General features: G+C 50.0%; 17 protein-coding genes and 1 tRNA gene. 12 read left to right on the plus strand and 6 right to left on the minus strand.

Annotated features, from left to right (window positions below):
• Positions 1-13: 13 nt before the first annotated feature.
• The gene (locus NEV57_RS14040) at positions 14-1165 is read right to left on the minus strand and encodes an efflux RND transporter periplasmic adaptor subunit (protein ID WP_257658964.1); all 1152 of its coding nucleotides are present in this window, start codon (positions 1163-1165) and stop codon (positions 14-16) included.
• 208 nt (positions 1166-1373) lie between these two features.
• Positions 1374-1781, minus strand: coding sequence for a hypothetical protein (locus NEV57_RS14045; protein WP_257658965.1), 408 nt, complete (start codon positions 1779-1781; stop codon positions 1374-1376).
• Between the two features lie 153 nt (positions 1782-1934).
• Between NEV57_RS14045 and leuS the strand changes: the two genes are divergently transcribed.
• Together leuS and NEV57_RS14055 are read left to right on the plus strand one after the other, a co-directional pair.
• Positions 1935-4724, plus strand: coding sequence for a leucine--tRNA ligase (gene leuS, locus NEV57_RS14050; protein WP_257658966.1), 2790 nt, complete (start codon positions 1935-1937; stop codon positions 4722-4724).
• Positions 4725-5026: 302 nt separating this feature from the next.
• Entirely contained in the window at positions 5027-7150 is a 2124-nt protein-coding gene (locus NEV57_RS14055; protein WP_257658967.1) for a S9 family peptidase, read from the plus strand.
• A 22-nt stretch (positions 7151-7172) separates the two neighbouring features.
• Here the strand turns inward: NEV57_RS14055 and NEV57_RS14060 are convergent, their stop codons facing one another.
• The gene (locus NEV57_RS14060; RefSeq protein ID WP_257658968.1) at positions 7173-7937 is read right to left on the minus strand and encodes a helix-turn-helix transcriptional regulator; all 765 of its coding nucleotides are present in this window, start codon (positions 7935-7937) and stop codon (positions 7173-7175) included.
• A 301-nt stretch (positions 7938-8238) separates the two neighbouring features.
• Here NEV57_RS14060 and NEV57_RS14065 point away from each other — a divergent pair, with 301 nt between their 5' ends.
• The 8 genes from NEV57_RS14065 (at position 8239) to NEV57_RS14100 (ending at position 13767) form a co-directional block, all read left to right on the plus strand.
• The gene (locus NEV57_RS14065) at positions 8239-8709 is read left to right on the plus strand and encodes a YbjN domain-containing protein (protein WP_257658969.1); all 471 of its coding nucleotides are present in this window, start codon (positions 8239-8241) and stop codon (positions 8707-8709) included.
• 169 nt (positions 8710-8878) lie between these two features.
• Positions 8879-8952 (plus strand) — tRNA-Ala (locus NEV57_RS14070).
• Positions 8953-9177: 225 nt separating this feature from the next.
• Positions 9178-9648 (plus strand): DUF4488 domain-containing protein, encoded by a 471-nt coding sequence (locus tag NEV57_RS14075; protein WP_257658970.1) that lies wholly within the window; start codon positions 9178-9180, stop codon positions 9646-9648.
• Between the two features lie 97 nt (positions 9649-9745).
• Positions 9746-10531, plus strand: a complete 786-nt coding sequence (locus NEV57_RS14080; protein ID WP_257658971.1) for a beta-carotene 15,15'-monooxygenase — start codon at positions 9746-9748, stop codon at positions 10529-10531.
• 21 nt (positions 10532-10552) lie between these two features.
• Positions 10553-11737: a 1-deoxy-D-xylulose-5-phosphate reductoisomerase gene (locus NEV57_RS14085; RefSeq protein ID WP_257658972.1), complete on the plus strand. Its 1185-nt coding sequence runs from the start codon at positions 10553-10555 to the stop codon at positions 11735-11737.
• 6 nt (positions 11738-11743) lie between these two features.
• On the plus strand, positions 11744-13072 hold the full coding sequence (gene rseP / locus NEV57_RS14090; RefSeq protein WP_257658973.1) for an RIP metalloprotease RseP: 1329 nt from the start codon (positions 11744-11746) through the stop codon (positions 13070-13072).
• 15 nt (positions 13073-13087) lie between these two features.
• Entirely contained in the window at positions 13088-13528 is a 441-nt protein-coding gene (locus NEV57_RS14095) for a Dabb family protein (protein WP_257658974.1), read from the plus strand.
• 44 nt (positions 13529-13572) lie between these two features.
• Positions 13573-13767, plus strand: a complete 195-nt coding sequence (locus tag NEV57_RS14100) for a YwbE family protein (protein ID WP_257658975.1) — start codon at positions 13573-13575, stop codon at positions 13765-13767.
• Positions 13768-13825: 58 nt separating this feature from the next.
• Here NEV57_RS14100 and NEV57_RS14105 read toward each other — a convergent pair whose 3' ends face one another.
• The 3 genes from NEV57_RS14105 to NEV57_RS14115 are packed head-to-tail and all read right to left on the minus strand — an operon-like array spanning position 13826 to position 17048.
• Complete coding sequence (locus tag NEV57_RS14105; RefSeq protein ID WP_257658976.1) at positions 13826-14770, minus strand: T9SS type B sorting domain-containing protein; 945 nt, start codon at positions 14768-14770, stop codon at positions 13826-13828.
• Between the two features lie 23 nt (positions 14771-14793).
• Positions 14794-15573 (minus strand): hypothetical protein, encoded by a 780-nt coding sequence (locus tag NEV57_RS14110; RefSeq protein WP_257658977.1) that lies wholly within the window; start codon positions 15571-15573, stop codon positions 14794-14796.
• Between the two features lie 41 nt (positions 15574-15614).
• A complete protein-coding gene (locus NEV57_RS14115; RefSeq protein WP_257658978.1) occupies positions 15615-17048 on the minus strand; it encodes a DUF8696 domain-containing protein in 1434 nt (477 codons plus the stop codon).
• A gap of 402 nt (positions 17049-17450) precedes the next feature.
• Between NEV57_RS14115 and carA the strand changes: the two genes are divergently transcribed.
• A complete protein-coding gene (gene carA, locus NEV57_RS14120) occupies positions 17451-18548 on the plus strand; it encodes a glutamine-hydrolyzing carbamoyl-phosphate synthase small subunit (protein WP_257658979.1) in 1098 nt (365 codons plus the stop codon).
• 147 nt (positions 18549-18695) lie between these two features.
• Positions 18696-19982 carry a phosphopyruvate hydratase gene (eno, locus tag NEV57_RS14125; RefSeq protein WP_257658980.1) on the plus strand — a complete coding sequence of 429 codons (1287 nt, stop codon included), beginning with the start codon at positions 18696-18698 and terminating at the stop codon, positions 19980-19982.
• Positions 19983-20004 lie beyond the last annotated feature (22 nt).

The following is a 20004-nucleotide window of genomic DNA, read 5'->3' on the forward strand; positions in this document are numbered from 1 at the left end:
GTTGAAATCTTAGTTAGCGGCCATCGGCGATAAGCCGGTTTTCACCCGGCCCGACCATTACCGGATTGATCGTCATTCCGTCCCTTAGGTTCTGCGTCCCTTCAAATACGATTTTATCACGCAGCTGCAGACCGCTTTCCACCATGTAGTAATGGCCTACGCGCTGTCCCGCCTGGAATGGCGTCATCACTACCGTATGGTCGTCCATGACTTTATAAACGTAGGTGCGGTCCTGTATTTCGAAAACGGATTTCTGATGGACGGCCAGGTTTTGACCGTTTTGCATCGGTACACTGACCTTTCCGGAGGCCGCATGCTTGATCAGTCCGCCGGGGTTCGGAAACAAGGCGCGCAGCGATATGGTTCCCGTGGTTTCCTCAAACTCGTTTTCCGCAAATTCCGCAGTACCTTCGTGCGGGTAGGGTGCACCATTGGCAAGCGTCAGTCTCACCGGCAGGGTAAAGTCAACGGTACGCAGACTATCGTTGGTGACAATGCCCAGGTATTCCTGTTCCGAAATGTCAAAATAAGCGTATACCTGGTCCAGGTCAGAGATGGAGGTCAGCAACATGCCTTCATCCAGTAAACTGCCTTCTTTCAGCGGGATGCGGTCGATCCGCCCTGAAAAAGGGGCGCGTATCGTCGTATAGGTAAGCTCCGTTTTTGCAAAATCGAGCAGCGAACGGGCCTCCTTAATCCTGGATTCGGCAGCGCTGCGCTGCGCTTCGGCTACTTTGAGGTCGGTTTCCGATACAATGTTCTTCGCGACAAGCAGTTTCGTGCGCTCCACTTCGAGCATCGTGGTCTGCCCATCGGCAATGGCATTTTCCAGTACCGCTTCCGCGCGGGCAACCGCTGTCAGGTGTTCCGTGTCATTCAGCTTAAACAGGGGCTGCCCGGCCGCTACTTCAGCACCTTCGTCAATGTATATTTTTTCAAGGAATCCCTTTAGCCGGGTGCGGATTTCCACGTTCTTGATTGCCTGTATACTGGCAACATACTCGTGATATACCGTGGTGTCAAGCAGCGAAACTTCGGCCACAGGTGCCGAATGGTGCTGCACGTTGTCGTTTGCCTGTTCTGCATTTCCGCTACAGCCAATAAATGCAGTGATAAATAAACCGGAAGCAATGATTATGCGCCGTGAGGTGATTGTCGTATTCATGGTCTTTATTCGTATTCGTTATGGTAAATTGTTGTCAATGATGTTCGCTGCAACATAGCTGATGTTGCATCCAGCATAAAAGCTGGACGTACCTATCCCTTCAGGGAATAAATAGATTTTAAAAATGGGAAATGATGAGCTGCCCCGCCATGACGCGGATAGCTACGGGGATGACACGCAACCCCGGGTGTGGAATGAAAAGATGGTATTAGAACGGCTTCAGCCGGAACAGGAAGAGGTAATAACCTAACAGGCAAGAGATCCTGGTATCGAAATCCCAATACGTAAGCGGCTTACAGAATGCTAAAATCGGGGCAAAATCGATGCTTGTATTCTTTTTGGGAAGCGGTGTGGATATGCATTTTGCCGTTGATGGGCGGTAGTCATCGTATTGGACATCATCGGGCTTGGTATCGCCGCCGTCCGGAATGATGTTGAGCACATCCGCCAAAATGATCTCTACCAGCGGCGCGCCGTCAATAATGCCGGCACTGTTGGTCCCACGGACAGGGTTTCCCTGATAGAAAACCGTGTTCACATAGGCAAGTAAAACAAGAAGGTAAAGCAGTCTCGTCCGCATATTTGCCCGCGAAGATAGCAGATTTACGGCTACCATGTACACAGATCACTTTTTTGTTACCGATCCGGCAGGACGGTCGTTTGCCCGCTCCGTAAACCGGTAATTGGCCCCCGTACCGGCAGCTTCCTGCCGGTCGGGAGTTTCTTAAAAAAATCGTATTTTCGCCGTTCGTATTCAATCTGTACATAAATGGACTATAATCACCGGGCAATAGAGCAGAAGTGGCAAAAATTTTGGGCCGATAACCAGACATTCAAAGCAAGCAATACTTCCACGAAACCAAAATACTACGTGCTGGACATGTTTCCCTATCCATCAGGGGCAGGCTTGCATGTGGGCCATCCCCTGGGATATATTGCCTCGGATATATTTGCCCGGTATAAGCGGGTCAAGGGCTTCAACGTGCTGCATCCCATGGGGTACGATTCCTTTGGATTGCCAGCCGAACAGTATGCTATCCAGACCGGGCAGCACCCCGCCATTACCACGGCAGCGAATATCAGCCGGTATCGCGAGCAGCTTGATAACATCGGCCTTTCGTTCGACTGGAGCCGTGAGGTGCGTACGAGCGACCCGGAATATTACCGGTGGACACAATGGATCTTTATGCAGCTGTTTGACGCCTGGTATAACAAGGCATCGGACAGGGCAGAACCCATCCGCAGCCTGATCACCCATTTTGAAACCCGGGGGAGTTCGGGCGTGCTTGCCGTATCGGATGAGGATACCGCCGCATTTACGGCGGCGGAATGGGCAGGTTTCAGTGATGCCGAAAAACAGCGGGAGCTGCTCAAATACCGCCTGGCCTACCTGCGTGAAAGCACCGTGAACTGGTGTGCGGCGTTAGGTACCGTGCTGGCCAATGACGAGGTGATCAACGGGGTATCCGAACGGGGGGGCTATCCCGTGGAACAGAAGAAAATGATGCAGTGGAGCATGCGCATCACGGCCTATGCCGAGCGCTTGCTTACCGGACTGGAAACAGTCGACTGGCCGGAGCCGCTGGTGGAGATGCAGCGGAACTGGATCGGGAAAAGCATTGGCGCCAGTGTCAGGTTTGCCGTTCCGTCGCTTGCGCCGGACGTGGCGATCGAAGTATTTACTACCCGGGTGGATACCATCTACGGGGTAAATTGCCTGGTGCTGGCCCCGGAGCACGACCTGGTGTCGCAGCTGACGACCGCAGAACAGCAGGCTGAGGTAGAAGCCTACATTGCCCATACAGGCAAGAAATCGGAACGCGACCGGATGGCGGACGTGAAGACCGTTTCGGGTGCATTCACCGGAAGCTATGCCGAGCATCCGTTAACTGGAAAAGAGATCCCCATCTGGATTGCCGATTACGTGCTGGCCGGCTACGGTACGGGAGCCGTGATGGCGGTACCTTCGGGCGACCAGCGCGACTACCTGTTTTCCATGCACTTCGGCCTGTCGATCATCCCCATTTCGGATGCCCAGCAGCTCGACGGGCAGGCCGACCCCACAAAAGCCGGCCGGTATATTAATTCCGACATCATTAACGGCCTTACCTATCACGAGGCGGTTGACGTATTGATCAAACAACTGGAAGCCACGGGTGCCGGGGAAGCGACCATCAACTACCGGATGCGTGACGCGATTTTCGGTCGGCAGCGGTATTGGGGGGAGCCCGTGCCGGTATACTTTAAAGACGGATTTCCGCAACTGATCGAAGCAAGCGAGCTGCCGCTGGTGCTACCCGAGATTGACAAATATCTGCCCACGGAAAGCGGCGAGCCGCCGCTCGGCCGGGCGGGCGACTGGAAATACCGGGGACAGTTCGATTACGAACTGAGCACCATGCCGGGCTGGGCCGGCTCAAGCTGGTATTGGTACCGGTATATGGATGCGCACAACAGCAATGCGCTTGTTTCACCCGAAGCGGTGAACTACTGGCAGGCAGTCGACCTGTATATCGGTGGTTCCGAACACGCAACCGGTCACCTGCTGTACAGCCGTTTCTGGAATAAATTCTTAAAAGACCTCGGGTACGTACCTGAAGAGGAGCCGTTTAAAAAACTCATCAACCAGGGCATGATCCAGGGGCGGAGCAGTTTTGTTTACCGCGTGCTCGATACGGAGGGAAGGGGCACCAATACGTTTGTATCCTACGGATTGAAAGAACAGTACACCACCGTGCCGTTGCACGTTGATGTCAATATCGTAAGCAACGATGTACTCGATATCGAAAAGTTCCGGCAGTTCCGGCCGGATTTTGCCAATGCGGAATTTATCCTCGAAAACGGAAAATATAATTGCGGGCATGAAGTAGAGAAGATGTCGAAATCCAAATACAATGTGGTGAACCCGGACGATATTATCGAACAATACGGTGCCGATACACTGCGGATGTATGAAATGTTCCTGGGCCCGCTGGAGCAGAGCAAGCCCTGGAACACCAACGGCATCGAAGGAGTATATAAGTTCCTGCGCAAGCTATGGAAGCTGTTCCACGACGCGGAGGGCAATTTTTCGGTCAGCCACGGGGAGCCGGACCGGGCCGAGTTGAAGGCCCTGCACAAAATCATCAAAAAGGTAGCGGAAGATATCGAGCGGTTTTCGTTCAATACGTCTGTTTCATCTTTCATGATCTGCGTAAACGAACTGACTGACCTGAAATGTAATAAGGCGGCGATATTGCAGGAACTATGCATTGTGCTGTCGCCTTACGCACCCCACATCACCGAAGAATTGTGGGCGTTGCTGGGTAACACGCCGGGGACATTGTCTGAAGCGGCATATCCGGAATTTAATCCGGATTACCTGGTGGAAAGTGAATTTTCCTATCCCATTTCCGTAAACGGAAAGATGCGGATGAACCTTTCCCTGCCACTGAGTTTGGAAACGGGGGAAATTGAGCAGGCGGTACTGGCAAATCCGGATGTGCAGCGCTATCTGGACGGAAAACCCGTACGCAAAGTGATCGTGGTGAAAGGCCGGATTGTGAATGTGGTGGTGTAGGCACGGGCCAGGCGTACAGGGAATTGTCCGATAGTTCTTCGAGGCGTGTTCGACTGCTCTTCGAGGGCTGTTCGAGTCCGCTTCGGGACTTCTTCGACCCTTGTTCGGGGCGGCTTCGACTCCGCTTCGAGTGCGCTTCGGGGCTGCTCGGCACGCAATGCGTTGCGCTCCGAAGGCCTTCGAAGGATTCCCGAAACCACGCCGACGGAATCCCGAACGATTGTCGAAGCAGACTGGATAAAACTCCGGTGCGGCGCCGAAGCACACCCGGAAGCGGAATAGCCAATAAAAACAATACGATAATGATGAAAAACATGTTTTCGTTGGGCATTTGCCTATCCTTATTTCTTGCAGTCCCGGCAGCCGCCCAAACCAAACGGCTCGACCTGGACCAGGCCTGGGGCATCAAACGTTCGCTGACTAAACCGATCAACACCATTGAAGGGTGGGCGGATGCCCGGCATTACATCGAATACGATACACAGGCGCGACAGCTGTATGCGGTAGACAGCAAGACCGGGCAACGCCGGACTTACACGCCGCCGCCCAGCAGCGATACAGAAGTCTATATCCAGGATAAGGATATCTATATCCGGGAGGGCGGCCAAGCTCCCCGGAGGCTGACACAGTCGCCCGCTGAAGAAGAAAAAAATCCCACGCTCTCGCCGGACAACCGGTATGTGGCATTTACCCGGAATAATGACCTTTATGCCATCAGCGTGCCGGATGGCCGCGAAATCCGCTACACCAGCGATGCCACGGACGTCATCTACAACGGATGGGCATCGTGGGTATATTATGAAGAGATCCTGGGCCGTCCGACGCATTATAAGGCCTTTTGGTGGTCGCCAGACAGCAAATCGTTAGCCTTTATGCGTTTCGATGATACCGAGGTGCCCATGTTCCCGATCTTTGGCTCAAAGGGCCAACATGGTTATGTGGAACAGACACGCTACCCCAAGGCAGGTGATCCCAACCCAAAGGTACGGGTCGGGTTTGTGCCGGTGGAGGGCGGGGAAACCGTGTGGGCCGCGTTCAACGAGAACGACGACCAGTATTTCGGCCAGCCGTACTGGAGCTACGACAGCAACTCACTGATGGTGCAATGGATGAACCGCGACCAGACAAACCTTAAATTTTATGCGATAGATCCCGTATCGGGCAGCAAAAAGGAGATATATGACGAGAAACAGGAAGCCTGGATTGACCTGAGCCACGCCGAACGCATTACCTACCTCAAAGACAACAAACATTATATCTTAAAAAGCGATAAGACCGGCTGGGCCCATTATTACCTGTACACGCTGGATGGTACGTTGGTTAATCCGATTACTGCGGGCCCGTGGCAGGTATCCGCATTGCAGCTGGTGGATGAGCAGAACCGGGTGATCTACTTTACTGCCCGGAAAGAACATTCGACAACGGAAGACCTGTACCGCGTTAATTACGATGGCAGCGGTCTGCGGCGGCTGACATTCGGCAATTACACCCATGAAGTGCATGTGGCACCCGACGGCGCACATTTTATTACCACCTATTCCAATGTGGAAACGCCGACGAAAATTGCCCTGCTTGATAACCGCGGCAAACTGATCCGCGAACTGGCCGACAGCCGGGCGGATGATTTTTCAGATTACCGCTATGGCCGGACTGAAATGATTACCATCCCTACGCCGGATGGCTATGCGTTGCCGGCTACCATTACATGGCCGACGGACTTTGACGAAACCAAACCCCATCCGGTTATCTTCAGCATCTATGGCGGTCCAGACGCGGGAACGGTAAAAAACACCTGGAAAGGAACCGCCAACCAGCACTGGGCCAACGAGGGTATTGTCCAGATCGCCGTGGATCACCGGGCGTCCGGTCATTTCGGGAAGCAGGGCGTTGCACTCATGCACCGCAACCTGGGTAAATGGGAAATGGAAGATTACATCACGGCAGCCAAATGGCTAAAGAGCAAACCCTGGGTGGCCAAAGATAAGCTGTTGATTACCGGACACAGTTACGGTGGGTACATTACCTGCCTGGCGTTAACCAAAGGGGCGGATTACTTTGATTACGGCATCGCCGGCGCGCCGGTGACCAGCTGGGAGCTCTACGATACGCATTACACCGAACGGTTCATGGATACCCCGCAGGATAACCCCGAAGGCTATAAGAACGGCTCAGTATTGACCTACATTGATCAGTATAAAGGCGTATTACGCATTATGCACGGCGATATGGACGACAATGTGCATATGCAGAACACGATTCAGCTGATTGACGAACTGCAGAACGCCGGAAAGCATTTTGAACTGATGATCTATCCCGGGGGGAGACACGGCTGGACGGGCCCCAAAGTGGTGCACGACCGGATGGAGCGTATCCGGTTTTACTATCGGTACCTGTTGGAGAAGCCGGTTCCGGAAGCACTCAGATGAGGCCGACAAAGGGGAGCGCGATTTAAAGCCACCCCTTATTAAGGGCCAGCTGTACCAGTTCGAGGACCGATGAGGTATTGGTTTTGCGGTAGATGTTTTTGCGATGCGTAGCGACAGTGGTGGTGCTGATGTGCAGGTCATCCGCAATTTGTTTGGTGGTCTGGTTCCGGGCCAGCAGTTCCAGAATCTGTTTTTCGCGGCGGGTAAGGATATTTACGGAAGGCGTGAGCCGCCGGACGGGATCGACATCAATATACGAAGGTTCACCCTCCAATCCAATAAAGGACAGCACCATCCGGTTATCTTTCTTTAGGTGGCTGATGTCGGTATGCACCACAAACGTGCGCAGCACGGCACCCTCATCATCCGTCTGGATGGTAACCACCTGCTGGAGCACGCGGATGTAGCTGCCGTCGCTTCTGCGTATCCGGTAATCATAACGGCTTTTGTACCGGGTTACTTTATCAGGGGGCAGCTGCGACCAGAACCGGGTAACCGTCGCTTCGAAATCAAGAAAATAGGGGAGGTCCTCCGGGTGGATCTTATCCATTAATAAATCCAGCGTAAGCGCTTCCGGTTTATAGCCGATGACATCAATGACGTTGCTGCTGGCGTATTCAATTTTCATTTCCGGGGGATTGAACACCATGTAATAATAGTCGCCTACCTGAAAGACATGAAGCAGCTTTTTATAGAGTTCAATTTCCAATGTTAGCTCACCCGGCGTCTTATGCTGGGCAATTTCCGTCCATATTTTCCTCGCTTGGTCTAAGATGAGTTTTTCCATTGATAGGTTGGTTGGTTGCGTTAAGGTGCTGCAATATACAAAAAAATAGGTGCCTGGGCCAACACCCCGGCCGGATCGGGTGCCGTAACAAGGGAAAAACAGCAGAAAATCAAAAAACAGTAAAAATACCTTATGTCAGGTATTTTTTGTCAGTCATTAACATGTTACTTTTGCATGCGCGGTATCCGTTAGCATGTAGGCCAGAAACACGGTGAGTATCATCGTATGATTAGCCTGCAAAGGAACAGCTACCATTAACATTAACAACCATAACAGAATTTTCACGACTAAAACAATCAAAATGAAGACAACGCAGGTAATTATGGCCTTATGTGCCGTGTTTTTAATTGGGGTCGGCGCGGTGAATGCGCAGTCGTCGCGATCAGATCTACAGAAAATGTATGTTTCTCACCTTCAGAAGCAGGGCTATCAGCCGGAAATTGATTCAGACGGCGACATTGAATTCAAAGCTGAGGGAAATACCTTTTACATTATTGTAGACGAAGATGATCTGGAGTCGTTCCGGATTTTATACCCGAGTTTTTGGGAAATCGAGTCATTGTCTGAAAAGGCGCAGGTGTATAATGTGGTTAACTACATTAACAGGACAACGAAAATTGCCAAGGCTTACCTGAACTCAAGCGAGGATAATGTTTCCATGGACGTTAATATTTTTATTGCGGAACCGGAAGATTTTAAACCGCATTTTCGCCGCATGGTCAACTTATTAATCGCGGAAAGACGAGAATTCATTGACAAAATGAATGAATAGTGCCGTGGCGCATGCTGCCGGGGGTTTTTTCTAAAATTTTTAATTGGAGGATTCATTTCAATCACTATATTTGCAGTCCGATTGAAGGGGAGATTGATTTGGCTGGTTAGTGCGTCCGGAAAGTATTCGGGGAGGTCACCGGTTCAATCACAGAACGAAGTAAGATAATGGGGGATTAGCTCAGCTGGCTAGAGCGTTTGCATGGCATGCAAAAGGTCATCGGTTCGACTCCGATATTCTCCACAGAATACCTGCCATTGGCAGGTATTCTTTTTTTAAACCTAACCTAAACCTGTATTACCTGTACGTCGCGAAAGAAATTCAACTTTTTTATTCCATTATTCGTTGAACGGTATTTTTATGGGCATCTTTATGCGCCGGGTATCAACAACAGCGCCGGTGTTCATGAAAATGATACGCCACACGCTGAAAGCCACAAGGCAGGACCGAATCATAAACTTAAAAAATATGAAAATTACGAACGCATTGATGATAATCGCCGGCATATCGGCAGTGTCGTGTACCGGAAACATGGAAGGCACGCCCGCTGAAACCACGAAGCTTCCCATTGTGGGCACCTGGAAGCTTATCACGGCGAAGACGATTGAAAATGGCGACACGACCACCACCGATTATACAAAGGATAGGTCGTTCATTAAGATTATCAACGATACTCATTTTGCTTTTCTGCATCACGACCTCAATAAGGGAAAAGACTCACTGGCGTTTTTCTCCGCCGGAGGGGGTGATTATGTGTTGAAAGACAGTATGTATACGGAGCACCTGGAGTATTCCGATGGCCGGGACTGGGAAGGAAATACGTTTGATTTCCATGTGAATATATCGAATGACACACTGACCCAGCGCGGACTGGAGCAGGTGGAAAGTGCAGGGGTGAACCGGGAAATCGTTGAAACGTATATCCGGGTAGCGCTGTAACGGTAATTGAACAGGTGCAATTGTGGTGTAATTGATACAAGAAGATTGATTTCCGAAAAGATTATCTCATCTTTGCAGGATAATTTCCAGCTGCTGAATGATTCAGTTTTTAAAAGATAGTACGTTTGCCGTCAATGAAGTCATTAACAAATCATGGGATTTGCTGCGGCAGCATTATTTTTCCGTGGCAGGGCTCTGTTTCCTGCTGTTTCTGACGTCCAATACCTCCGGTATCCTGGCTTTTTATCTCAATGAGGTGAGCCCGTTCCTCAGTGCATTTATGGCCTTTCTTTTCGTGATTTTGTATTTCGGTATTCAGCTGGCGCTGTTTAAGTACATCTTCCAGCTGATTGATGGAAAGGACCATGTCCGTTTACAGGAAACCATCCCCACCACCCGCGAACTGGTATATTTCTTCGCGGCAATGTGCTGTATCGCCGCTATTGCGCTGGTTTTTTATTTCATCATCTCGCTGCTTGGTTTCCCATTGGTTTACGCCGGTGTAGACATCACGGTGCTGGTCGACATTACCCGCGTAATCGCGGCCGTGTTGATTTTCCTTTTCCTGCTGCGCGTGGCCTTTTACCCTTTTTTTATCATCGACCGGCACGCGGGACCCTGGCGCGCCGTTAAGCTGAGTTTTGCGCTTACGAAGGGAAATATCACCAAATTATTGCTCATCTTGGTATTTTTTGCCATTTTGCACCTGTTATATATTTATTTCAATTACAGTGGATACCCGATAGTATCTACTGCTTTGAGCGTAATCAATTCCTTTTTGGTTGGTCCGCTTTCCAGTGTGGTAGTGGCCATGGCCTACCGGGATATGATGATGCATTACCAAGGCGGCGAGGATCCCAAGGTGACGGAAAATATTATTTAAGACATTTACGAAGCAGGCATTTTGGAGAAGAAGAGTATAGCGGTCCTGGGCGCCACGGGAAGTATCGGTACACAAGCGCTGGAAGTTATCCGCGCCCATCCGGACCGGTTTACGGTTTATGCATTGACGGCAGGCTCAAATGCCGATTTACTGATTGCGCAGGCGCTGGAATTCCGGCCCAGTGTGGTTGTCATTGCCGATCCCGACAAATATAAGCAGGTGCAAACAGCCCTGGCAGGTACTGCGATTAACGTGCTTGCCGGCAACGAGGCGCTTGAAGAAGTGGTTCAGCACACGGGGGTTGATACGGTGCTCTGTGCACTGGTTGGATCAGTTGGATTGCGTTCTACCCTTGCCGCTATTGAGGCTGGAAAAACAATTGCCTTGGCTAATAAAGAAACACTGGTGGTAGCCGGTGCGCTGGTGATGGATCTGGCCGCCCGTAAGGGCGCGCGGATATTGCCGGTAGATTCGGAACACTCGGCGATTTTCCAGTGCCTGGCAGGAGAACAGGCCCAACAGGTCGATAAAATTTACCTTACCGCGTCCGGCGGCCCGTTCCGTGGCAAGCGCCGGGCGGACCTGAACGCGGTAACCGCGGAGCAGGCATTGCGGCACCCGAACTGGGTGATGGGCGCTAAGATCACCATCGATTCGGCATCGTTGATGAATAAAGGGCTGGAGGTTATTGAAGCCAAATGGCTGTTTAACCTTGATGTGAGTCAAATTGATGTGGTCGTGCATCCGCAATCGATCGTACATTCGCTGGTGCAGTTCAAAGACGGAAGTATCAAGGCGCAGCTCGGTCTTCCGGACATGAAGTTGCCGATACAATATGCGCTGACGTACCCGGACCGGGTGGAGAACGCGTTTCCGCGGTTTGACTTTACCGACTTTTCGACGCTCACATTTGAGCCGGTCGACCGGGTCACGTTCCGCAACCTGGAGCTGGCATACCGTGCGCTGGCGACGGCAGGGAACATGCCCTGCATTCTGAATGCCGCGAACGAAGTAGTGGTTGCCGCATTTTTAAAAGGGGAAACGGGCTTTTTAGCAATGAGTGATGTGATTGAGGAAACATTGGCCGCGGTGACATTTATGCAGCAACCCACGTTGGCCGATTACGAGTCGACCGACCAGCAAAGCCGGATTATTGCGCGGGAGCTGGTAACAAAAAGCAGAAAAATATATCATATAGAAAAATAAGATTAAATGGGTGTACTGGTAATGATCGGGCAGGTTTTATTGGGCCTGTCCATATTGATAGTGTTACATGAGTTCGGGCATTTTATAGCGGCCCGTGCATTTGGTATCAAGGTAGAGAAGTTCTACCTGTTCTTTGACGCATGGGGCGTTAAGCTATTCAAGTTCAACTTTAAGGGGTGTGAATACGGTATTGGCTGGCTGCCGCTGGGTGGCTATGTGAAAATCGCGGGAATGATCGATGAGTCGATGGATACCGAGCAGCTCAAGGGCGAGCCGCAGCCGTGGGAATTCCGGTCGAAACCGGCATGGCAGCGGCTGATCGTCATGATGGGTGGTATCATCGTCAATGTGTTGCTGGGCATGTTCATTTTCTGGATGCTCACCTTTAAATACGGCGAAACATATGTGGATAATACCCGTTTGGTAAACGGGGTGACACCCGGCATTATCGGAAAGCAGATCGGCCTTCAGGCGGGCGACCGTATTACGGAAATTGACGGTCAACCGGTCATCCGGTTTACCGATATCATCAGCTCCAAAGTATTGATGGGTAACACCACACTGACGGTGGAACGGGGAGGCGAGACCATTGATGTCCACGTACCCGGCGATATCCTTAATTCGGTTGCCGATTATGACCGGAACGAATTTGTACAGGCGCGCGAGCATACCATGGCCATCCTGGCTGTTCAGCAGGGCAGTGTGGCGGAAGCAGCGGGACTCGAAGCGGGCGACAGTATCCTGCGGATCAATGACCAGCCGGTGCCGTTCTGGGACCAGGTGCGTGGTGCCATAGATGCCAATGTGGGAAAAGAAGTTAGCCTGCTCGTGTACCGGAATGGTGATAGCGCCACGGTAAATGCGACAATTCCGGAAACCGGCATGCTCGGTTTCTCCGTTAACCGGGACCCTTCGATTCCTTATGAAACCGTTTATTACGGGTTTTTTGAATCGCTGCCTATCGGAGCGGGCAAGGCATGGGGAACACTGATTGACAATGCCAAAGGGCTTGGAAAAATAGCGAAGGGCGAATTGCGCGCCGACAAAGCATTATCAGGCCCGGTGCGGATTGCTACCATGTTCGGTGCGGAAGTAAACTGGGAGCGGTTCTGGAGTCTGGTGGGCGTGCTGTCCATGGCGCTTGCGCTGATGAATTTCCTGCCTATCCCTGCACTTGACGGCGGCCACGTGCTGTTTTTGCTGGTTGAGATGATCCAGGGTAAGCCACTGAGCGAGAAATTCCTGGAAAAGGCACAGATGGTAGGTTTCTTCATTCTGCTGGCGTTGATGATTTTTGTGTTTGGGAACGATATCCTAAAAATAGCGGGGAACTAAAAAAACCTGATGACTATGAAAAGAAGGCTGTTTATTAAGCAAGCTGGTGCTTCAATGGTGGTGGCGGGAAGTGCCGGCGCCCTGGTACAGGCCTGTGCGTCACCACAACCGAACGATACGACAATGGATTCGCAGGAGCAAATTGCACATTACGTCCTTTTTTGGCTGAACGACGGATTATCCGAAACCGAGATCAGCGACTTTGCGAATTTCTTTGAGGAGCTGAAAGCAATTCCCGGCATCAAATCCCTGCATTATGGACGGCCCGCACCCACGAACCCGAGGGATGTGGTGGACAACACATTTACCTATAACCTGTTGGTTCACTTCGATTCAATGGATGAAATCAATGTGTACGAAACGCATCCCATCCACCTGGCTGCAATCGAAAAATATTCCAAATACTGGAACCGGGTGGTGGTACATGACTCGGTGCTGAAAAAAGCGAATAGCTAACGTAACACAGGCGACTAAAACAGCCGGCTGCAGGCTATAGTGATATGGATGGAAAAAACAGAAAAGATATTTATCCTGGCCTTGAGGTAGCGATCATCCTGAAGAAGGACCAACGGACCGGAAGGCACACGGAAGGCGTGGTGAAGGATATCCTCACATCGGCCGCGTTTCATTCGAGGGGCATCAAGGTACGGCTTGAAGACGGACAGGTAGGCCGCGTGGCGGAGATCTTCGGATAAAAAATATCGCCTACACGGATGCCCGTGTAAGCGATACAAAATGAAAACGGCAACGTTCTTAGTTATTGGTATTCCGAATCAGGGTAATAAAACCTTTAAATGTTTGCACGTGGCCGGTATGGAGCCGCAGTTCAAATGCGTAGTAATACGTGCCTTCACCTAAGCCCGCACCATTCCAGTCGTTCCGATAATTATTTGAACGGTAAATTTCATTCCCCCATCGGTTGAATATCATCAGCTGATGAGCAGGGAACAACTCCAGTCCACGTATCTCAAAATAATCGTTTACCCCGTCGCCATTAGGCGTAAAGGTATTCGGTATTTTCAGCGCAACAACCTCGACGCTTCCGATGGACTGATTGTCCGACGGACGGCTGTCTTCCTCGCTGCTGGCCACAACAGCCAGCTGTGAGGCCAGTCCCTCGCTTTCGGCACGGACACCGATAATCAGCGATTCCGACTGCCCGGGCGCAATATTTCCGGGCGACCAGGTGAGTTCACGCATTGCCGCGTTGTAAACCACGGTACCCGCGTGCATATCCACCACATTTTCATAGCGGACATTTGGCGCAAACGTCGCGGTAACCTGTACGTCGGTTGCGATACCCGTGCCATTGTTTACAATGAACAGCTGATGCGTAAACACCCCGTCGACCAGTACCATCGGCCGGTCCGGCACATTGCGGATCTGCATGTCTACAGTAACCGGAGGTCCCGTTTGATCCACAATCACCTGCACGGGATCGGAGAGGTCGGAGTTGCAATTCCGGCCTAAGCCGATTACCGTGTAAACACCAGCTTGGGAAGCGATGATAACCGCATCGTGGTGGCCGTTTATCGGCTCATCATTCAAAAACCATAAGTAACTGATTGCACCTGTGGAAGCGGCGGTTAACGTTATAGAACTACCTTTAGCAATATGCACGGTCTGTTCCTGCGCCAAGCAGCGTAGTGCCAGCGACAAAAACAACCATCCCACAATGCCTATTTTAAGTATATTCACTAACGATATTTAAATACGTTATTTTAACCTACAGTAATGACTGGTTTACCAGGTTTTGCAGTTACTTCAACAGTTTGCGAATTCGTAGATGTAGTTAAGCAGCCTCCTCCTTTTATAATTGTACCGTCAGCTGCTGCGGCTGCATAGGCCACCGATGTATTAAACGTATACACACCAACTGTATTCGTAGTTAAGGTGAAAGTATTGGTTAACTCCGTTACGGTAGTGCTGTTCGGTGTAGAGCTGCCAATTGAGCTGACGTCAGTTATGCCATCGGCTGTCCACGTGTATACCAATAATACTTCGCTCGGCAGCGCAATTCCGGGAGTGGTAGTTGCGACAATTTCGGAAGACGTTTGGCCATCGGGACCTGAGCCATCTTCGCAATACTGAGCAAAGGAGGGAGTACCAAGCAATATTGATAGCTCAGGCAGTTTGAATATTTCTACAGGATCGGAATTATCACCGGTACATTCATCCCCGGTTGAGAGGACAAATACAATGTAATTATGGCTGCCATCATCAAGATTGGGACCTTGTAATGTGAGGTTGACAGAGGCAGGCGTGCCATCATATGTCAATACTTGCGGAGCTCCAATATTCACACCGTTTACTACATCCCACTCTTGCCACATTACTTCATCTCCAACTTGTAGGTTATATTCACTTGTGGGAGCGTATCCTAACGTTACTTCGCCGTCTCCGCAGACGAAAATATCCGCTGCAATAATTGGTTGTGTAAAGCATGTGAAAAACAGGCCTATTGAAGTGCCTATTTTTAAAGATTTTGAAATAGTTTTCATGATGTTTGAGTTTTGAAGGTTCATATTATTTTGTTTTAGTTTCACTGGACTGTAATTTCAGGTGCAGGCGGTTTGGGTAGTATGTTTATCATAATAATTTGTCCGTTACTTGTACAGCCGTTTGAATTCCGGACTGTTAGTATTCCTTGGTAATTACCTGTTGCAATTCCGGGAAGCACCGTTATGGGAATGGTATCCTCGGTTGTCAAAAAGCTATACGTTTCATTGAATATGTCTACAAATCCTGCTCCTTCAGCTTGCGCATTCCAGTCTATACTATAGGAGATGGGACCATTCATCGTAGTAATGTAAGTTAGGTTAACATCATCCCCTTGACAGGCCTCTATCGTGGAAGACGCCAACGAGATACCGGGCACAGGGTAAACCGTAATCGTTATATCATTACTATTTGCCTGACATGCTATGCCATTCAATGTTGAGGTGGCTACCCTGCGGTATATCATAGTTTCGGTAAGTGAAGGAGGGGAGTACGTTAGACCCGTCGCGCCGGAAATATCTTGGAAGCTTCCGGAAGAAGTTCTGCTCTGCCATTGATAAGTTAACGTTCCGCTCCCACTAGCAGGAGTCGTTGGCGTTAATTGCGCGGGAGTTACGTTCGAACAGAGTATTTGATTGGCCGTAATCAGTCCACTCGATACCTCATTGCGCGCTAATGTAATTGGTGTTCTTGCCGATGGATATAAATCTCCTTCTCGGGCCTCCAGATAATAAGTGCCGGCGGCTAGCGAACCGGGTATGTTTAAAATGTTGGAAGTGGTAGTAACACCAACTTCAGCACCTCCAATCTGTTGATTATATAAACGATAGGTATACCCGGTTTGAAAGTTGGTTATTGTAACGGATTCAGGAGCATTCGCACAAATTGTAAGTGACGAGGGGACCTGCGGTGGTGTAATGTAAAAGGCATAATAAAGATGGGCCTGAAGCCCAAGACCTAATACGGTTGAGATACGCAGTCTGACCCCATCACTTGAAGTAGAAACTCCAGGGATAGGAATAATAACCTCGCTGGCGACACTTCCGTTCAATAAAGTTAATAGCGCTGACGAAGTATATTCAGTTCCAACTGTATTAGTGAGGCCATTATTTGTTCTTTGGATGCTGATTCCGCCGATTAAATTTGCAATCGACCCAGTGCTTGAAAATTTTAGAATAATCGGTGATGTGTTTTGAGGTTTTGGATTGGTGGTTCCTGAAAAATTTAGATTTTGGGTGGTATACATTAAATTTAATAAACCAACACCTACATTCAATGTCGAAAAATTATTATAGTCATTATCAACTGCCCTACCCTCATCGGAAACGGACCCCCCTAATAGACCGTTAGCTTCAGAATGCGCATCCGCATACACCCGTTGCCCATACCCCTCCCGTACTACCCCCAAACAAAGGAGCGTAACCAAAAATGCCATACGTGCGGCGGGAAAAATATAAGACAGGATGTGTGCGTACATGTCTATGCCATAGGTTTAAAAATTGCTGGGAAACAAATAAGGTGCACAGATTCGGATGCCCTTATTCAAAGTTTAGTTGTGTTGTATTCGTTCCCGCAAAAATAACCGGGGAATCCACAGTAGGTTGCGTTCATTTTGTTCATATTCGATTTAGGGTCGACCGGAATGAACGGCACACGCCGTCAAAAAAATATTTTAAAATTTTGGAACAAAACTGTACCTTTGTCCCTCGTGAAAATCGGAGTACCTTGCTTCAAGAAAGAATCACCCAAGCCCGGAAACTTTTCCGGCTCATCCTGCATTTTCAATACATATTTTGGCCCGTCGAGGGCTTTTTTTTTGGATTTTCACACGAAGCAAGCGGCTTACACAGGAAAACATTATAACCATATAAGATAGCGAATGACCAACTACAGCAAACTGCCGGCAATTTTAGTATTGGAAGACGGTACGGTTTACCACGGAAAAGCCGCGGGAAAAATCGGCACAACCACAGGCGAGATTTGTTTCAACACCGGAACAACCGGATACCAGGAAATCTTTACCGATCCTTCGTATTATGGCCAGATCATGGTGACTACCAATGCCCATATCGGCAATTATGGCATCAGGGACGAGGAAGCAGAATCGGGCGACATCCAGATTGCAGGCCTGGTGTGTAAAAATTATAACATGAACTACAGCCGGAAAATGGCAGACAGTTCGATACAGAATTATTTTGAGCGGGGTAATCTGGTGGGAATCTCCGATATCGATACCCGTGCGTTGGTACGCCACATTCGCAACAAGGGGGCAATGAACGCCATTATTTCATCCGAAACATTGGATGTGGATGCGTTGCAACAGCAACTGGCCAAGGTGCCCTCCATGGCCGGCCTGGAACTTTCGTCGGTAGTTTCTACCGAAAAGCCTTATCACCACGGCAATGAATCTGCACCGCTCCGGGTGGCTGTGCTCGACCTGGGTATTAAAAAGAATATCCTCCGCAATTTCAGCGACCGCAATGTATACACGAAGGTCTTTCCGGCAAAAACATCTTTTGCCGAGATGGAAAGCTGGGCACCCGACGGTTATTTTGTATCTAATGGTCCGGGCGACCCGGCCGCGATGGATTATGCTGTGCAAACCGTAAAGGAAATACAGGAGTCCAACAAGCCGATGTTCGGCATCTGCCTCGGCCACCAGCTGCTGGCGCTGGCCAACGGGGTACGTACGGAGAAGATGTTTAACGGACACCGCGGAATAAACCACCCGGTAAAGAATATCATTGCTGATAGCTGTGAAATTACCAGCCAGAACCATGGCTTCGGCGTAGTGGCAGACGACATTAAGAAGTCGGATAAAGTGGAAATCACACACGTGAACCTCAACGATGATTCCATTGAAGGTATCCGTGTGAAAGGTAAAAAGGCGTTCTCCGTGCAGTATCACCCGGAATCGTCGCCCGGTCCGCACGATTCACGTTATTTATTCGATCAATTTGTGGACATGCTGCGATAACCGGGCTCCGATGGAGGCAGTAATTGCATATCAACGCAAATTTAGGTAAGTTTGAAAGGTACATTTCGGGCCTGTTGCGCACGGGGCCGAAAGCAGGAAAGACAATAAGCGCTATCATAATAACATAACCATAAAAAGAAAAAGTACATGAGTTTGATCATCGACGTTCATGCGCGGCAAGTGCTGGATTCGCGCGGTAACCCTACCGTAGAGGTAGATGTAACTACTGAAAATGGCTTTGTGGGTCGCGCTGCGGTACCGTCCGGCGCATCTACGGGCAAATATGAAGCTGTGGAGCTGCGCGACGGCGCGGATGTGTACCTGGGTAAGGGGGTGCAAAAGGCAGTCAGAAATGTAAACGAAGCCTTGGCGAAGGAATTGCAGGGGATCGACGTATTTGAGCAGAATGCGATCGACAAGCTGATGCTGGAAATTGACGGCACACCTAATAAAGCTAAAATTGGTGCTAACGCCATTTTGGGCGTTTCCCTCGCCGTGGCCAAAGCGGCTGCGCAGGAAAGTCGCCAGCCGGTTTACCGCTACATTGGCGGAGTTAATGCCAATACATTGCCTATTCCGATGATGAATATCCTCAACGGAGGTGCGCATGCCGATAATAAGATCGATTTTCAGGAATTTATGGTGATGCCGATCGGTGCCGAGACGTTTTCGGAATCGTTGCGCTGGGGAGTGGAAATCTTCCACCACCTGAAAACCGTGCTGAAGAAAAAAGGTTATTCAACCAACGTAGGTGATGAGGGTGGATTTGCGCCTAATATCGGCTCGAACGAAGAAGCGATTGAAACGGTATTGCAAGCCATTGAAGTGGCTGGTTTCCGGCCTGGTGAAGATGTTTATATTGCCATGGATGCCGCCGCTTCGGAGTTTTATGACGCCGAGAAAAAGCGCTATATATTCAAGAAATCCGATGGCCGCCAGTTTACCTCCGAGGAACTGGTTAACTACTGGGTGGACTGGACTAAGAAATACCCGATCATTTCCATTGAGGATGGCCTTGATGAAGATGACTGGGCGGCATGGTCTGCACTGACCCAGGCCATTGGCGATAAGGTACAACTGGTGGGTGACGACCTGTTCGTAACCAATGTGAAGCGGTTACAGGAAGGCATCGATAAAGGGGTGGCTAATTCTATCCTGGTGAAGGTAAACCAGATCGGCTCCCTTACGGAAACCATCGACGCGGTTTCTCTGGCGCAGACCAATGGCTACACTTCTGTCATGAGCCACCGCAGCGGTGAAACGGAAGATTATACCATTGCTGACCTGGCCGTGGCGCTGAACACCGGACAGATTAAAACGGGTTCGGCGTCCCGTTCTGACCGGATTGCAAAATATAACCAGCTGCTTCGCATCGAAGAGGAGCTGGGCAGCAATGCAAAATTCCTGGGTAAAAGCTTTAAGTTTGCTAAATAGCTAAACCCACCATAAAAAAAGA

Origin of the sequence: Parapedobacter lycopersici, from assembly GCF_024643285.1 — a bacterium.
In the GTDB taxonomy this organism is placed as follows: Bacteria; Bacteroidota; Bacteroidia; order Sphingobacteriales; family Sphingobacteriaceae; genus Parapedobacter; species Parapedobacter lycopersici.

Bases quoted from the DNA above. Each gene is read 5' to 3' on its own strand.
- rseP (WP_257658973.1), top strand. From the start codon at position 11,744: ATGGGTGTACTGGTAATGATCGGGCAGGTTTTATTGGGCCTGTCCATA.
- NEV57_RS14055 (WP_257658967.1), top strand. From the start codon at position 5,027: ATGATGAAAAACATGTTTTCGTTGGGCATTTGCCTATCCTTATTTCTT.
- NEV57_RS14040 (WP_257658964.1), bottom strand. From the start codon at position 1,165: ATGAATACGACAATCACCTCACGGCGCATAATCATTGCTTCCGGTTTA.
- NEV57_RS14115 (WP_257658978.1), bottom strand. From the start codon at position 17,048: ATGTACGCACACATCCTGTCTTATATTTTTCCCGCCGCACGTATGGCA.
- NEV57_RS14080 (WP_257658971.1), top strand. From the start codon at position 9,746: ATGATTCAGTTTTTAAAAGATAGTACGTTTGCCGTCAATGAAGTCATT.
- NEV57_RS14095 (WP_257658974.1), top strand. From the start codon at position 13,088: ATGAAAAGAAGGCTGTTTATTAAGCAAGCTGGTGCTTCAATGGTGGTG.
- NEV57_RS14065 (WP_257658969.1), top strand. From the start codon at position 8,239: ATGAAGACAACGCAGGTAATTATGGCCTTATGTGCCGTGTTTTTAATT.
- NEV57_RS14075 (WP_257658970.1), top strand. From the start codon at position 9,178: ATGAAAATTACGAACGCATTGATGATAATCGCCGGCATATCGGCAGTG.
- NEV57_RS14060 (WP_257658968.1), bottom strand. From the start codon at position 7,937: ATGGAAAAACTCATCTTAGACCAAGCGAGGAAAATATGGACGGAAATT.
- leuS (WP_257658966.1), top strand. From the start codon at position 1,935: ATGGACTATAATCACCGGGCAATAGAGCAGAAGTGGCAAAAATTTTGG.
- NEV57_RS14100 (WP_257658975.1), top strand. From the start codon at position 13,573: ATGGATGGAAAAAACAGAAAAGATATTTATCCTGGCCTTGAGGTAGCG.
- NEV57_RS14045 (WP_257658965.1), bottom strand. From the start codon at position 1,781: ATGGTAGCCGTAAATCTGCTATCTTCGCGGGCAAATATGCGGACGAGA.
- carA (WP_257658979.1), top strand. From the start codon at position 17,451: ATGACCAACTACAGCAAACTGCCGGCAATTTTAGTATTGGAAGACGGT.
- eno (WP_257658980.1), top strand. From the start codon at position 18,696: ATGAGTTTGATCATCGACGTTCATGCGCGGCAAGTGCTGGATTCGCGC.
- NEV57_RS14110 (WP_257658977.1), bottom strand. From the start codon at position 15,573: ATGAAAACTATTTCAAAATCTTTAAAAATAGGCACTTCAATAGGCCTG.